The organism is Cyanobacterium aponinum PCC 10605 (assembly GCF_000317675.1).
GTDB lineage: Bacteria > Cyanobacteriota > Cyanobacteriia > Cyanobacteriales > Cyanobacteriaceae > PCC-10605.
Window position 1 is genome coordinate 4,028,174 of record NC_019776.1, and the last position, 15,214, is coordinate 4,043,387.

General features: G+C 33.1%; 17 protein-coding genes. 12 read left to right on the top strand and 5 right to left on the bottom strand.

What is annotated here, in order from left to right; translation table 11 throughout:
• Positions 1-66 precede the first annotated feature (66 nt).
• Complete coding sequence (locus CYAN10605_RS16935) at positions 67-456, bottom strand: hypothetical protein (RefSeq protein WP_015221169.1); 390 nt, start codon at positions 454-456, stop codon at positions 67-69.
• A 144-nt stretch (positions 457-600) separates the two neighbouring features.
• On the opposite strand from CYAN10605_RS16935, the gene CYAN10605_RS16940 reads away from it, so the two are divergent.
• Positions 601-1,710 carry an ABC transporter permease gene (locus tag CYAN10605_RS16940; RefSeq protein ID WP_015221170.1) on the top strand — a complete coding sequence of 370 codons (1,110 nt, stop codon included), beginning with the start codon at positions 601-603 and terminating at the stop codon, positions 1,708-1,710.
• A 280-nt stretch (positions 1,711-1,990) separates the two neighbouring features.
• Here CYAN10605_RS16940 and CYAN10605_RS19375 read toward each other — a convergent pair whose 3' ends face one another.
• The 3 genes from CYAN10605_RS19375 to CYAN10605_RS16950 form a co-directional block, all read right to left on the bottom strand.
• Positions 1,991-2,113: a hypothetical protein gene (locus CYAN10605_RS19375; protein WP_277422491.1), complete on the bottom strand. Its 123-nt coding sequence runs from the start codon at positions 2,111-2,113 to the stop codon at positions 1,991-1,993.
• A gap of 10 nt (positions 2,114-2,123) precedes the next feature.
• Positions 2,124-2,369 (bottom strand): four helix bundle protein, encoded by a 246-nt coding sequence (locus tag CYAN10605_RS16945; RefSeq protein ID WP_015221171.1) that lies wholly within the window; start codon positions 2,367-2,369, stop codon positions 2,124-2,126.
• A 174-nt stretch (positions 2,370-2,543) separates the two neighbouring features.
• Complete coding sequence (locus CYAN10605_RS16950; RefSeq protein ID WP_015221172.1) at positions 2,544-4,001, bottom strand: DNA phosphorothioation system restriction enzyme; 1,458 nt, start codon at positions 3,999-4,001, stop codon at positions 2,544-2,546.
• An 88-nt stretch (positions 4,002-4,089) separates the two neighbouring features.
• On the opposite strand from CYAN10605_RS16950, the gene CYAN10605_RS16955 reads away from it, so the two are divergent.
• Positions 4,090-4,950, top strand: a complete 861-nt coding sequence (locus CYAN10605_RS16955; RefSeq protein WP_015221173.1) for a hypothetical protein — start codon at positions 4,090-4,092, stop codon at positions 4,948-4,950.
• On the opposite strand, the gene lpxD is transcribed toward CYAN10605_RS16955, so the two are convergent.
• Complete coding sequence (gene lpxD / locus CYAN10605_RS16960; RefSeq protein WP_015221174.1) at positions 4,931-5,977, bottom strand: UDP-3-O-(3-hydroxymyristoyl)glucosamine N-acyltransferase; 1,047 nt, start codon at positions 5,975-5,977, stop codon at positions 4,931-4,933. The two genes, CYAN10605_RS16955 and lpxD, sit on opposite strands and share 20 nt — an antisense overlap.
• 11 nt (positions 5,978-5,988) lie before the next feature.
• On the opposite strand from lpxD, the gene CYAN10605_RS16965 reads away from it, so the two are divergent.
• The 10 genes from CYAN10605_RS16965 to CYAN10605_RS17010 all read left to right on the top strand — a co-directional run bounded on the left by CYAN10605_RS16965 (position 5,989) and on the right by CYAN10605_RS17010 (position 15,090).
• Complete coding sequence (locus CYAN10605_RS16965; protein WP_015221175.1) at positions 5,989-6,564, top strand: TerD family protein; 576 nt, start codon at positions 5,989-5,991, stop codon at positions 6,562-6,564.
• Between the two features lie 118 nt (positions 6,565-6,682).
• A complete protein-coding gene (locus CYAN10605_RS16970) occupies positions 6,683-7,315 on the top strand; it encodes a DedA family protein (protein WP_015221176.1) in 633 nt (210 codons plus the stop codon).
• A gap of 304 nt (positions 7,316-7,619) precedes the next feature.
• Complete coding sequence (locus CYAN10605_RS16975) at positions 7,620-8,534, top strand: DUF4007 family protein (RefSeq protein WP_015221177.1); 915 nt, start codon at positions 7,620-7,622, stop codon at positions 8,532-8,534.
• A gap of 152 nt (positions 8,535-8,686) precedes the next feature.
• A complete protein-coding gene (locus CYAN10605_RS16980) occupies positions 8,687-8,863 on the top strand; it encodes a type II toxin-antitoxin system VapB family antitoxin (RefSeq protein WP_015221178.1) in 177 nt (58 codons plus the stop codon).
• Positions 8,863-9,138, top strand: coding sequence for a PIN domain-containing protein (locus tag CYAN10605_RS16985; RefSeq protein WP_241212784.1), 276 nt, complete (start codon positions 8,863-8,865; stop codon positions 9,136-9,138). The genes CYAN10605_RS16980 and CYAN10605_RS16985 overlap by 1 nt, the downstream gene beginning before the upstream one ends.
• 137 nt (positions 9,139-9,275) lie before the next feature.
• Positions 9,276-11,831, top strand: coding sequence for a hypothetical protein (locus tag CYAN10605_RS16990; protein ID WP_051018167.1), 2,556 nt, complete (start codon positions 9,276-9,278; stop codon positions 11,829-11,831).
• Positions 11,832-12,000: 169 nt separating this feature from the next.
• On the top strand, positions 12,001-13,044 hold the full coding sequence (locus tag CYAN10605_RS18715) for a hypothetical protein (protein WP_041922567.1): 1,044 nt from the start codon (positions 12,001-12,003) through the stop codon (positions 13,042-13,044).
• A 221-nt stretch (positions 13,045-13,265) separates the two neighbouring features.
• Positions 13,266-13,484, top strand: coding sequence for a hypothetical protein (locus CYAN10605_RS17000; RefSeq protein ID WP_015221179.1), 219 nt, complete (start codon positions 13,266-13,268; stop codon positions 13,482-13,484).
• Positions 13,477-13,890, top strand: coding sequence for a putative toxin-antitoxin system toxin component, PIN family (locus CYAN10605_RS17005; RefSeq protein ID WP_015221180.1), 414 nt, complete (start codon positions 13,477-13,479; stop codon positions 13,888-13,890). The genes CYAN10605_RS17000 and CYAN10605_RS17005 overlap by 8 nt, the downstream gene beginning before the upstream one ends.
• Before the next feature lie 57 nt (positions 13,891-13,947).
• Entirely contained in the window at positions 13,948-15,090 is a 1,143-nt protein-coding gene (locus CYAN10605_RS17010; RefSeq protein WP_015221181.1) for an HNH endonuclease domain-containing protein, read from the top strand.
• The last annotated feature ends 124 nt before the right edge of the window (positions 15,091-15,214 follow it).

Below are 15,214 nucleotides of genomic sequence, written 5' to 3' on the forward strand. Positions count from 1 at the left end.
TTTAGTGATTATTTACAAACTTATAAACAATGTAAACAAAATGTTTCTTGTGTCAACCACAAAATACTACAGAGTTTCATTATCGTTGCCCAACTTATAAGAAAGAGGCTCACAAAATTGCTCAATTCCGTTTTTAACAACATAAATTAGTAAAGGAGTTATTAATAAAGGGGGACAAATTTTTTTTTCCAACAAATACTTAACCGCATTTTCAATGTAATTATCTTCTAAATCAGAGCGGAAACTAACTTCACAAATAGCAACTCGACAACGCTTTGCCCAACCATCCAACCAATCAACCCTATCAGGAGTTTGCCCAATAGCTAAAGCAATGGAAGTAGCCGCATCCTCTAAATCTCCTTCCGCATCCTCTATCATATCGAGGGATTTCATCGCCGGCTCACAGTCAGATAATTGATCTCGATAATAACTAATTTCTTGACTTGTTAGTTGCATAAATTGTTCTATTCTTCAAAATTATAAATATGAGCAGAAAATTTTTATTTTAATCTTAAAATAAGCGATGTGTCAGTTATTTTTCGCTAACATTGACAATACTGGTTATATTTAAACTTTAATTATTATTTATTTGGTTATTACATGAATTGGTGGCGCCGATTAAGAAAAAATCCCCTTGCTAAATTGGGGGCGGTTACTCTCCTATTGTTTTATTTTATGGTAATTGGAGCAGACTTTATTGCTCCGTATAATCCCTATTCAGTTCAGGAAAACGGCTCATTATTACCACCAACTACTATTTATTGGCGTAATTCACAAAGACAATTTATCGGGCCTCATGTTTATCCTACTATCCAAGGTGCAACAGATTTACAAACGGGCGATCGCATCTTAGAAATAGATTATAGCAAACCCTCTCCCCTGCGGTTATTCCCAAAAACTGAACCCTATCAACTTTTTGCCCTTAAATTACCATTGCCCCCTAAATTTGAAGAAAGAGAAATTTTTTCAGGATTTACCATCAACCGTAAATTGTTTGGCACAACAGGAGAAGGAAAAATAAATTTATTAGGCACAGATGAACAAGGTAGAGATCAATTTAGTCGTATTTTATATGGGGGAAGAATTAGTTTATTTATTGGTATTATAGGTATCCTTATTTCATTTCCTTTAGGGATGTTTATCGGCGGAATAGCAGGTTATTTTGGCGGAATAATTGACAGTATTTTAATGCGTTTAGTCGAAGTTTTAATGACTATCCCGGGTATTTATTTATTAGTAGCTTTAGCCGCAATTTTACCCCCCAGTTTAAGCAGTGCTCAAAGATTTTTATTAATAGTTATGATTACTTCTTTTATTGGTTGGTCTGGATTAGCTAGAGTCATTAGAGGACAAGTTTTAGCCATTAAAGAACAAGAATTTGTACAATCAGCAAGAGCGATCGGGGCTAATTCATTTTATATAATTGTAAAACATATACTGCCCCAAACAGCCACTTATATAATCATTTCCGCAACCCTTTCCATACCTAGTTTTATCGTTGCTGAATCAGTATTAAGTTTAATTGGTTTAGGTATTCAGCAACCAGATCCCAGTTGGGGTAATTTATTATCTTTAGCGACAAATGCTTCTGTTTTAGTTTTACAACCTTGGTTAATTTTTCCCCCTGCTTTACTAATTATTTTAACTGTCTTATCTTTCAATTTATTAGGGGACGGTTTAAGAGATAGTTTAGATCCAAAAAGTAGATAATTATTATGTTTTTAAATAGATGTTAATTATAAAATAGTGGGTTCTTCTACAGTGGTTATGGTAAATTAAGAGAAACAGGAATTCTATAATCTTTATTAAATAGTATTTATAGTAAGAGAAAAACTAAAAGTTTATAAATTATTATTTAATAGTCGCCTATTGCCTATTGGCACATAGAATAACCTCAGTTCGGTTTAAGAATATCGGATAAGGGTAGGTGTCAGGTTTCAGGTTGCAGGTTGCAGGTTTAGGGGAGTAGTGAGTAATTATCAACTATCAACTATTCACCCCAACACCCCAACACCCCAACACTATTTACCTTTGCCCTTTGCCCCTTGCCCCTTGCCCTTTTATTGCCTTTTGCCCTTTTATTGCCTTTTGCCTTTTTTTCTCCATCATTCATAGATGAAAATTTATCCCGAACTCAGGTTAAGATAGCCTAATCGTCCTACAATCATCAAATGAGTTTCTAATTCTTTGAGTGAGCCATTTGCCATAGAAAGATGACGAATATAATCACCCAAATGATTTCTCCCTTTTCCTTCTGCGATGTTGGCAGGAATTGAAACTGCGGCTCTTTGTATTTGACTACTTAAACCATAAATTTCTGTTTTGGGAAATTGAGAAGTTAATTGATAACATATTAATACCAAATCCATTGATTTTTGTCAAACCGTTAAATCTCGATAACTTTTTAGTTCAATCATTTTTATTATTTCCTGAAACCTGAAACCTGAAACCTCCCTTAACTTAACACATCAATAAGTGCGTAACGTCAGTTAATAATTTACACGACGAGAAGTGATAGAGCCAAATAGTGTCACCAATTATGTCTAAAATTTTTCTTGAATAAGATTCAAAACCTTATGAGCTTCATCGGCATTTTTTGCTAATTTCGCAAACTCAATTAATCGTCCTAATTCTTTTTTCATCAAACTTTTTTCCACTTGCCAAATATCTCTTTCTAAAATAGGGGGAATTACAATCATGTCAAATAAATTAGCCTCTTTTTTTCCCTTATAAGGACGTAAAATTCTTCCCCTTCTTTGAATGAATTGTCGAGGATTACTACTACTAGCTAAAATCACTGCATTATTTATCATCGGTATATCTATTCCCTCATCAAGACAACGAATCGCAACAATTCCCTGCAATTCCCCTGTAATCAGTTGTTGTTTAATCGTTTCTCTTTCCTCTATAGGTGTTTCTGCAGTATAGGTATTAACTCGATAATTTAATTCTTTTCCCAAAATACGTGTCACTGCGGCTAATTGTTTTTCATTATTATTCATACTGCCATCTCCGCAATAAAACAAAGTTGCTTTCATATTTTGATGATTTTGCATTAATTCTTTGAGGGCAACTAATTTATTTTCAGCAGTAGCAACTAAGCGAGATCTCTGTAATAATAATGATTTTAATTGGGGGTTATCTTCCAAATTATTATTCTCTGATAATATCCAACCAATTCTTTTTGTTAATTTAGCATATTTTAACGCTTCATACTGATTTAATTCTACTAAAATAGGATAATAATTATATTTAACTAATGCTTGTTTTTTTAATGCTTTTGCTAAAGTAAATTCAGGCTGTAAAACTGCTCCAAAATAATCAATTAATAAATCAGTACCATCGTTATCAAAATGTCTTTCTGGAGTTGCAGATAGAGCAAGTCTTAAACTGATGTTTTTAGGCAAACAAGAAACAAATCGAGGCGAACCTAAATTATGGGCTTCATCACCAACTATAAGAGTTTTTTGAGGAAAAAAAGGTAATTGAGATTGAAATCTTTCACTAATAAAGGTTGAATTAGTTGTAATTATAGTCAAGAAATTTTGTTTTTTTTGGTGAATTTGATAGAGTTGTTGTGATAAATCACTTTGCCAATTATAAACGCTTTGAAAAGCCAATAGGGGAGATAAATTAAATTTTTTTGCTTCTTTTTCCCACTGTAAAACTAGGTGACGATAAGGACAAATCACCAGTAAAACTTCTAAGTTTATATATTGATATAATTCAGTCGCAATGGCTAAAGCAGTGATTGTTTTTCCACTACCTGTTGCCATTTTTAATGTGCCTCTCCCTTGATTTTTCATCCAGTTAATAACTGCTTGATTTTGATAATCTCTTAAAATTAATTCTGAAGGGTATTGAGGATATTTATTAAGGGGATAAACGCTATATTTATTTCTTTTTTCAGCTACTTTATGTCTCTGTTTTGCTGAAAATATCTGAATTAATTTTTGCCAATTAATTAATTCCCGTTGATAAGTATTTTGCTCGGTTTTCATTTATCTGTAGTTTTTTTGAATATAAATTTTAATTCCTTATGATACAATTTGGTGAGAATATAGTTGCAACCAAAAGTATAGAATAAAAATGTCTCAATTTCCCCATGATGAATTTGTCAAAGAAATTTTGCCCGAACTATATCAAAATTATGGTCAGGTGATTCCATCGGCAGATGTAAGTAGTGAAAGAAGAGAAGTTGACATTCTTTTTATTCCTGATAAGCCAGTGCCTACAACTGCTGACACCCTAGGATTATTAGGTAAAATAGCTCAAAATACTTGTTTGATAGAAGTTTATCGCAATCCCGTTAAAATCAATCAAATTCTTGATTGCATTGGTAAATTAATCAGTATTAAAAACAATCGTTTAAAAGAGCAAAAAAGTCAAATTAACTTATGGATTATCACTCCTACTATTTCCAAAAGAATCCTAAATCAGTTTGAAGCAAAATTCCAAGAAAATTGGAATAATGGAATCTATTTTTTAGCACCAGCACTTAATACTGGTATTATTGCGGTACACCAATTGCCTAAAATACGGGAAACATTATGGTTGAGGTTATTCGGTAGAGAACAAATACAACTAAATGCTATGGCAGAATTAGAATCTTTACCAGAAAATTATCCGAATAAAAAAAATATATTAAAATCGGTATATGGATTATTAAAAGCCATCGAAGCAAATCAGAATAAATTGTCCATTGTTGATCAAAAAAGGCAGGTATTGATTATGAGTTTAAGAGCTATAGTTGAAGAAGAATTAGCCCAAAGAGAGAAAAAAGCGATACAGAGGGGCATACAACAAGGCATACAACAAGGGGAAATAAGTGGTAAATTGGAAACCGTACCACTTTTAGTTCAATTGGGTATGGGCGTAGATGAAATTTCTACCCGTCTAAATTTGCCCTTAGAAATGGTAAAAAAAGCAGTTAACTATCAAGTTGATTAAATTTTTTCTGCAATTCTTTTACGTTTTTATAAATTTCAGGTAGTTTTTTGTAAATAGCAGATACTTTTAAATATAGTTTATTACTCACGGCTGGTGAGCCTGAAACTGTTTCTCCTGCTTTAACATTATGATGTATTCCCGTTTGAGCAGATGCGATCGCATTATCTTCTATTTGTACCTGATTGGCAACACCAACTTGACCAGCTAAAATAACCCGATTACCAATTTTAACGCCTCCTGCCAAACCTACTTGAGCGGCAAAAGCACAATTTTCTCCTATATCCCCATTATGTCCGATGTGGACAAGATTATCTAATTTTGTATTCTTGCCAATTTTTGTAACACCCACCGCAGGTCGATCAATAGTACTGTTACAACCGATTTCCACTCCATCTTCAAGAATGACATAGCCTGACTGTTGCATTTTATACCAACCTTCTTGGGTTGGCACGAAACCAAATCCTTCGCCACCAATTACCGCGCCACTATGGATAACACAGTCTTTCCCGATGTGGGTTCTCTCTTCGATGGTACAATTAGCATGAAGTAAAGTGCGATCGCCTATAGTAACATCAGGATAAACAACTACATTAGGAAAGATACATACATCATCACCAATTTTACATCCCTTTTCGATGACTACATGGGCGCCAATAGAGACATTTTCCCCTAACTGCACATCATCAGCAATTACCGCCGTAGAGTGAATTTGAGCCGAAGGCTTATAAGGTTTATAAAATATATCAATAGCTTGGGCAAAAGTAAGACGGGGATAAGGAGAAGCTAACCAAGCAATTCCTTTTTCTGTAGCTTGAGTTTGTAGTGCAGAATCTAGTGGTAGAATAAGAGCAGAAGCCTTTGTAATGGCTATCATATTCGCAAACTTATCACCCTCAATATAACTGAGACTATTTACGTCCGCTTGATCGATGGGAGCGATATTTGTTAACTCAGGATTAAGATGGGGATGAGAGTCAAAACTATGATATTGAGGGGATAATCGATGAATAAGATCACTAAATTTCATAAAATTAAAGTATGACTATTTCACTAAAAAAAGGCGAAAGAATTTCCTTAGCTAAAGTTGCCCCTAGCCTAGTTGCAGGATTTATCGGTTTGGGTTGGGATGTCAATGTTACAGATACTGGCGGTGATTTTGATTTAGATGTATCTGTTTTTCTATTAGGAGACAATGACAAATTAGTTTCCGATAAACACTTCATTTTTTACAATAACCTAGTTAGTCCCGATTCTGATCAATCTGTTAAACTTTTAGGAGATAACCGCACTGGTGAAGGAGAGGGAGACGATGAAGGTTTAATTGTCGATTTACGTAAAGTTCCCGTAGATGTAGCTAAAATAGTGGTAACGGTGACAATTTACGAAGCTGACAAGAGAAAACAAAATTTTGGTCAAGTTAGTAATGCTTATATCCGTCTAGTGGATGTACAAACGAAAGAAGAAGTTTTGCGCTACGATTTGACAGAAGACTTCTCCGTAGAAACTGCAGTAATTATGGCAGAATTGTACAGAAAAGACGGGGAATGGCGACTTAATGCAGTTGGTTCTGGTTTTCAAGGGGGATTACAAGCCCTTTTAGATAGATACAATTAATTTTAGTTCGGGGTTAGGAGTTATTAATTGTTAATTATTCACTATCAACTATTTATTATTGCCCTTTTTTAATCTATTCACTATTCACTATTCACTATTCACTATTCATTATTCACTAATGGAATTTTTATCCTTAGAACAAATTAAAGAATTAGCCCACCTTTATGGTTATTGGGCTGTGTTTGCAGGAATTGCGATCGAAAATACTGGTATTCCTATCCCGGGTGAAACTATTACCATTGTGGGCGGTTTTTTAGCGGGTAGTGGAGAGTTAAATTATTGGTTGGTATTATTAACTGCGATCGCAGGTGCGGTTACGGGGGATAATTGTGGTTATTGGATTGGTAGAATAGGAGGATGGCAGTTTTTACTGAAACTAGCTCGTTTTTTCCGTTTGCCAGAAACAGAGGTAGAAAAGGCGAAAAGTAAATTTGTCGATAATGCCGCAAAAGCAGTCTTTTTTGGACGTTTTATCACTCTTCTCAGGATTTTTGCCGGACCTATTGCTGGTATTGTAGAAATGCCTTATCCTAAGTTCCTATTTTACAACTTTATGGGAGCAACAGTTTGGGGGGCAATTATCGTTACTCTAGCTTATTTTGTGGGTAGAATTGTTCCCCTTGCCCAATTAGTTAGCTATTTAGCACAGTTTGGCATTGTGGCTTTATTAGCTGTAATTGCCTGGGTAGTTATTCCTTTATGGTTTAAGTCTTATAATGCACAAAAAAGAGTCAAAGGATTAGGGGATTAATAAAACTTCTTGCAGAAGTTAGAGAAAGGGGAATAGTAATATAGTGAGCCTAAATGATTTATGCAATTGCTGTGAAGGGAGTAGGGAGAATTATGAATTATCAAATTCTCTCAAACTTGACACCTTTTCTTAACCAATAATTTAATCAAATTAAAAAACTATCTCTATTTAGTTTTGTGCTACAGGATGATTTTTGAGAAGATAGTGACTTAGATTTTTGGCGTTGCATCATTGAATCTTGAAGGGAAAAAGCATAATATTATTTTAATAGAAATATAAAAACATACCAAAATAATATTTAATTATGCAGACTAATTTGGAGTTGAATCTTTTAGAAAAAGCTGTAACTCCTACTTTTGCCCGTCATGAGACTTTTCATCCCCGTTGGGGTTGGTTAAAGAAGGGTTTTGATATGGCTTCGATTGACGGTAAAATTTTTAATGGGGAAGATGCACCAGTTAAATTGGGAGTGGGGAAAAATATGGTGCGATCGCTCCGTTATTGGTGTTATACTTTTAAGATTATTGATGAGGATAATACCCCCTCGGCTTTTGGTAATAATCTTTTAGGGGTGAATGGTTGGGATAGGTATTTAGAAAATCCAGCTTCTTTATGGTTATTACACTGGAGTTTGCTTAAACCAACTTGTAATGCTGGTGCGTGGTATTATGTCTTTAATCTTTTCAATCAAAATGAGTTCACAAAAGAAGATTTACTCAAAGGTTTGATGGATTATCTGCAGGGATTGAATAAAACTGTCGCTGAATCCTCCCTCGTTAAAGATATTAATTGTATTTTGAGAATGTATGTAGAATCAGACAATAACAATAGTAATTTTGTGGAAGATTCGATCGACTGTCCCTTTACTGAGTTAGGATTAATTTATCAGCCAAAAAATAGCAATTATTACCGTTTCCGCTTTGGTAGTAAGGCGAATTTACCATCAGCGATAATCGTAGCCACTTGTTTAGAATACGCTAGTTGGGTGAGTCAAAATCAATCCACTATTACCATCTCTCGTTTACTTTATGACAAAGGAAGCCCCGGCACTGTATTCAAACTATCAGAAGAAGCTATTTATTCGGCGATTGAAGCAGTATGCCGTCAAGAATCATCTTTATTTTTAGCGGATACGGCAGGTTTAGTGCAACTCTCCTTTGAGGAAAATCCCCTTGATTTAGCCTATCAAATTCTTAATAATTATTATGGTAGGATTTAAGTTAATTCTCAAAGTCTCTCCTCGTTGAATTTCCATTAAATTAATTCTTCCCCCAAAGATTCACTATTAATAAAATATTTGATTATCCAATTTTAATCATTTTTATAATTTCTGTAAAAATAAAATACTAACTATAATAACTTAAAAATATTATGAAAAAACAGAAGCTAATTAATGAAGCGATGAAAATTACTGGCTTAAAAACCGAAGCAGAAGTAATTGAATTAAGTTTAAAAACCTTGATTAATTTAAAGAAACAAGAAGAAATTAAACACTTCAAAGGGAAATTAAAATGGGAAGGAAATCTTGAAGAAATGAGGTTAGATTAATGATTTTAGTTGATTCGGGTGTGTGGATTGATTATTTTAATGGTAATGATACAGATGAGGTTAAAAAATTAGATTTATATTTAGGCAATTATTCTATCGCTATAGGTGATATTATTTTAACTGAAGTATTACAAGGTTTTAAAAATGATCGAGATTATCAAACCGCAAAAATGTTGTTAACCTCTTTGAGAGTTTATTCTTTATTGGGGGTTAATTTGGCAATTATAAAGTGCAGAAAATTATCGATTTTTAAGAAAAAAGGGTATTACAACTAGGAAAACTAACGATGTAATTATTGCCACTTTTTGCATTGAAAATAATATTGCCTTACTGTTTTCAGATAAAGATTTTAAGCCTTTTGTAACTCACTTAAATTTAATTTCAGCTTGATATTTATTATTAAATTTATCCCATGAATAATCCTAAATTAGCTAATTATTTTACCCTAGAAAGACGTTATACTCGCTCAATCAACTTAGAAAGAGATTTTGATGATCAAGAAGCATTAAAAGGCTATATTTTAACCGATAAAGCTATTGATGTTTTAGGGCGAATTTTACAGGGTTTAACTAAGGAAAGTAATAGTAATTGTTGGACTTTAACGGGAGTTTATGGTACTGGAAAATCGGCTTTTTGTCATTATTTAGGTTGTTTATTATCTCCTAAAAAGAGTAATATATATAAATCAAGTTTTTCTATTATTGAATCAATTTCCAAGGTCAATAATGAGTTAATTAAAGACTATGAGCAGTTAATAAATAATCTACCAAGACAAGGATTTATAAGGGCGATCGCAGTTAGTCAAAGAGAATCTATTACTAATACTATTATTCGGGCTTTATCCATAGGATTAAAAAATTTTAAACTAAAAAATAATAGTCATTTTCAAGAACAATTAGAGAGTTTTAATGAATTAATAAAACAAGGGAAAAATGTTAAAAATAGTGCAATTATTTCCTTGATAAAAGAGATAATTAGTCAAGCTAAAACAGACTTAATTTTTATTATTGACGAGTTAGGAAAAAATTTAGAATATGCCGTTTACAATCAAGGTGCAGAAGATGTATATTTATTACAACAATTAGCGGAATTAGAGCCAATTAACGGCAATCGAGTCTATATTTTAGGGATTCTTCATCAAGCCTTTACCGAATATGGGCAAAGATTAGGTAAAATACAACGCAATGAATGGGCAAAAATTCAAGGTAGGTTTGAGGATATTCCCTTTACTGAATCGGTAGCACAAATGATGCGGTTAATGGGGGAGGCGATTAATATTGGTAAAGAAATAAAAAATGTCGATGGAGATAGGCAAGAGGTAAGAGGCAAAAGGCAAGAGGGATTTTTTCAAGACTCAAGTTATAGTCTTTTTAATTACGATAGGATTGTAGATTATAGTCAACAATGGTTTGATAGTCTTTATCAGACTTTATCAGTAGAAAAAATTGATAAGTCAATCTTAGAAAATATTTACCCTTTGCATCCTCTGACAGCTTTGGTTTTACCAACTCTGTGTATGCGTTATGCTCAAAACGATCGCACCTTATTTACTTTTATCACATCTGATGAGCCTTTTTCCTTAAAAAATTTTCTCACAGAAACGGTTATATTGAGTGAGGGAATCAAAGATACTGGTGAAGGTAGGCAACAGGCAACAGGCAATAGGCAACAGGAATTTTTGAAAGACTCAAATTGTGATTTTGTTGAGTATAGCTTACCGACATTAAAACTTGATCGAGTCTATGATTATTTTATCGAATCAGCAGGAATGGGGTTAACATCGCGCCCCAATTTGCAAAGATGGATAGAAATTCACGACTTAATCGCCGATAGTAAAAGTTTGGATGAGGATAGTTTACGGGTATTAAAAGTAATTGGTATCCTCAACTTGGTGACGATTACGGGAATAACAAAAGCAACTCGTCAACTGGTGGCTTATGGGTTATGTGATTTACCCCAAGAAGAAGAGGTTAACTATTGGCAGGAAAAAATAGATGGTTTATTAAAAGGGGGAATTATTACCTATCGCCGTCAGATAGATGAATTAAGAATTTGGCAAGGTTCGGATTTTAATGTCGATCAGGAGTTAGAATCTTATCAGGATTCAGAGAGTTTAGTGAAATTATTGTCAGAGTTACGCCCATTAAAACCAATGGTAGCTCAAAGACACAGTTATCAAACAGGTACTTTACGTTACTTTGAAAGACATTATCTTGATTCTTTCTCTCTGTTAGACAACAAGGGGTTTAAACCCCTTGTCAAATGCGATAGCAATACCGCCGATGGTTATTTAGGTTATTGGTTAGATGACGACATCCCCTCCTCTTTCCCTTCATCTACCGTTGACGGATTACCAGTAATTATTATTACCGCTAGTAATTTACCCATTTTACGATTACGGGTGAGGGAATTTTCGGCTTTAAATTGGTTGGATAAAACAGCGAAGGAATTACAGGCGGATGGAGTTGCCAGAAAAGAAGTGCGTTATCGCCTTGCAGAAGCGGAAAGATTTTTAGATGACACTTTAGCTAATGTGTTTGATGTGAGAGAAGAAAATAATCAATGTTGGATTCAAGGGGAGTTAGTTAATATCTCTAGTATTAGTCAGCTAAATTTCCGAATTTCTCGTATTTGTGAGCAAGTATATCCTAAAAGCCCTATTTTGTGGAATGAATTGATAAATCGCCGTAATTTAACTGCACAAGGCATGATGGCTAGACGACAGTTAATCTCTGCTATGGTGAATAATTCTACCATGCCCAAGTTAGGATTAACGGGTTATGGGCCAGAAGTGACTATGTATTTTTCTCTTTTGCAAGAAACGGGGATTCATAGAATAAGTGAGGGATTAAAAGATATTGGTGAGGGTAGGCAACAGTTATTCTCTCTTAATACATCTTTAGTAAGCGGGGAAAATAAGACTTCTGAAGACAGCCAGATTACCCCCCCCCGACACACGTATTACTAAATTAACAGAAAACAATGAAGAAGAATGGGGTTTTTATCCCCCTATAAGTAGGGATAATCCTAATGTAACGGATATTTGGAGTGCGATCGCATCTTTTTGCACATCAGCTACAGAAAAACCAGAAAACATCTCTAAGTTATATCAACTATTGTCAAAACCGCCTTATGGAGTGAAAGAGGGAATCATTCCCGTTATCCTTGCTTCTGTGTTGTTATATTATCGAGAAGAAGTAGGGGTTTACCAAGATGGTACTTTCGTACCAGTTTTAGGAGAAGAACATTTTGAGCTATTGGTTAAAAATCCTGAACGCTATGGAGTAAAATATTTTGCTATTGAGGGTTTGAGGGGAGAAATATTTAAGGAATTAGAAACAATTTTAAGCAACTCTCAACTTAAGGATAATTCCCAAGTGAGAAACGCAACCCTTTTAAGTGTGGTTACTCCTCTTTATCAATTTGTGAAGAAGTTACCCCGTTATACTCAACAAACCAAAAATTTAAGTAAGACTGCTCTTCAGATTTTACATTCTTTACAGCAAACGGTTGAGCCTGATGAGTTACTTTTCTCTGCTTTACCTTCTGCCTGTGGTTTGTCTTCCATTTCTTTCACGTCTCCCCCCAGTCAAGAAGTTACCCAAATTTTTAAAACTACTTTAATCAAGGGTTTACGAGAAATTAATCAAGCCTACGATACTTTACTCAATCACTGTCAATCCTTGTTAAATACCGCTTTTGGGGTAGAGGGGGATAAGTTAAGGGCAAATTTGCGTATTCGGGGTTACAATATCAAGGATAAATGTGTTGAGCGCAGTTTGAAACGTTTTACTCAAGCCATTATTGATGACTCACAGAATGATAGTCAGTGGTTGTCGGCGGTTGTGATGGTGATTGCGGATAAACCTGCGGAATCCTGGAGTGATGAAGATGCGATCGCATTTGAGGTAAAATTAGCGGATATAGTGCGTAAATTTGAGAATTTAGAGGCTATCCAAACAGAAGTTAATAGTCAAGGTATTCAAGAGGGAGTAACTGCTAGAAGAATTACTGTCACCCGTGATGACGGGAAGGAAACTTTAAGGATGGTATGGATAGATGACACCAGAGAAAAAGAGGCGGAGGAGTTGGTTAATCAAATTCTAACTCAATTAAAAGGGTGCGATCGAAAACTCAGAGAAGCGGTATTAGCAAAACTCACCGAAAAAATCTTAAACTAGACAATTTCAATAACTTTAAAATCAATTATTATCGCTTTTTCCTTTTACCTCCCTAAGCAAAGTTGATTATGATTCATGGTTAATTATTCTATTTAGATTAACTTATAGGCTGGGTTAGTGACAACATAACCCAACAAATTCTCATTTCCTTTACTAAATGGAAAGAAATTTTCTTGAGATATAATCAGGATAATATAGATAAATGTATCAAGGAGTTAATAATGGAAACCATAACAATTAAAGTTGACTCAGAAATAGCTAAAGCCTATCAACAAGCTGATGCGACTAAACAAGAAAATGCAATTCAAATTTGTAATTTAGTTTTAAAACAATTATTAAAACCTGACAGTTTTGAGGAAATAGTAACTCAAATTAGAGAGGAAGCAAAAGTGAATGGTTTAACTCCCGAAATATTAACACAATTATTAGAAGATGAATAAGCTGAGAATTATTTTAGATACCAATATTTTAATCAGTGGTTTATTACTATCATCTTCAAGAGTAGGTGAGGTTTTTGATATTGTGACACAAAATCACATCTTGCTAATATCTGAAAACACCTTTACTGAATTTTATCTAACAATTACTAAGCGAAAATTTGATAAATATTTATCTTTTGAAAAAAGAATACAATTTTTAGGGCAACTAAAAGCTAAGGCATTATTAATTAATGTTATCGAAATAATTGATATTTGTCGGGATTCTAAAGATAATAAGTTTTTAGAATTAGCCGTCAGTGGTAAAGCTGATTTTATTGTTACTGGTGATAATGATTTATTAGTATTAAATCCCTTTAGAGATATTGAAATTATTACAGTTAGTGACTTTTTAAATAGATTTACTTAATTCCATATTATTATTCAAAACAATTGAAGCCTTTTTCCGATTTTAATTTATGATCAAATGAATCACAATTATCACAATTTACCACTATCTAATCATCTAAATATATTAGCATTTTCTCAATTATTTCGGTCAACTACTAATTCTTATAAATACCTTTTTTTTTACTCTATTTTAGATATTTTATCCCAGAGATTATTTGATGATTCAGAGTCAATTAGTTTCCAAGAACTGATGATAGAAATGTTAGCTAATGCTTGGTATCCTCATACCTTTTTTCGTTTATCTTTTGGAAAACAAGATAGAATTGCTAACAAGTTAGACTCCCTTGATTTGAGGGTAAATACTACCGTTTTAAAATTTAATAGTAGTGATAAAATAGCCTTGAAAGAAATTATTAGTCAAAACAATTTAACTGCTATTATTACTGATTTTAAAAAGAATGTACCCTTTCGATTATTACGCCCTTTTTTGTTAGAAAAATTACGAGATTTTGATGTTAACTATGAAGTAGTCAAAAAAACCCCAGAAATAGCCAGTCAATATTTTTCTATTCTTAAACCTTTATATCGTTTTAATGCTAATACTTATCAAGATTCAACGGCGATTCTTTTACATCCTGATTGGGTAGAATATTTCAAACAAAATTTTATAATTATTAAGGGTTGGGTAACTTGGGAATGGTTACAATATATGCAGAAAAATAATCAAAATGTACCTAATTTAGTTAATAAATTATTTGCCCCTGAGAAGAGAAACTCTTTAACTAACCAAGCTAATTATTGGAGGTTTATACTAGAAAAACAACCTATTAAGTGTATTTATTCTGGGCAAATTTTGAACAAAAATAGTATTTCTATTGACCATTATTTACCCTGGTCATTTGTTGCTCATGATCATCTCTGGAATTTAATACCAACTATGAATAATATTAATAGTTCTAAATCAAATAATATACCATCTTCTCAATATTTGGCCAAATTTATTCAATTACAACATCAAGGCTTAACTATTTCTCATCAATATTTACCTCGAAAAGACTGGTTAAAATACACGGAAAATTATCTGCTAGATCTAAAAATTAGTCATACAGAAGATTTACTAAATTTTGAGTTATTAACTAATATTTATAAACGTCATTTTCAGCCTTTGATTTCTATTGCAAAGATATATGGCTTTAATGATAATTGGACTTATTCTTAACACTTATAAAATACTTAATCAGTTAAGATTTATTATCTCACTTCACATATAATGAAATTGTTAAAATTACAAGACTTTCGTAATATTTTGTTATCAAAATAGAAATTGAAAAATATTATTTTTA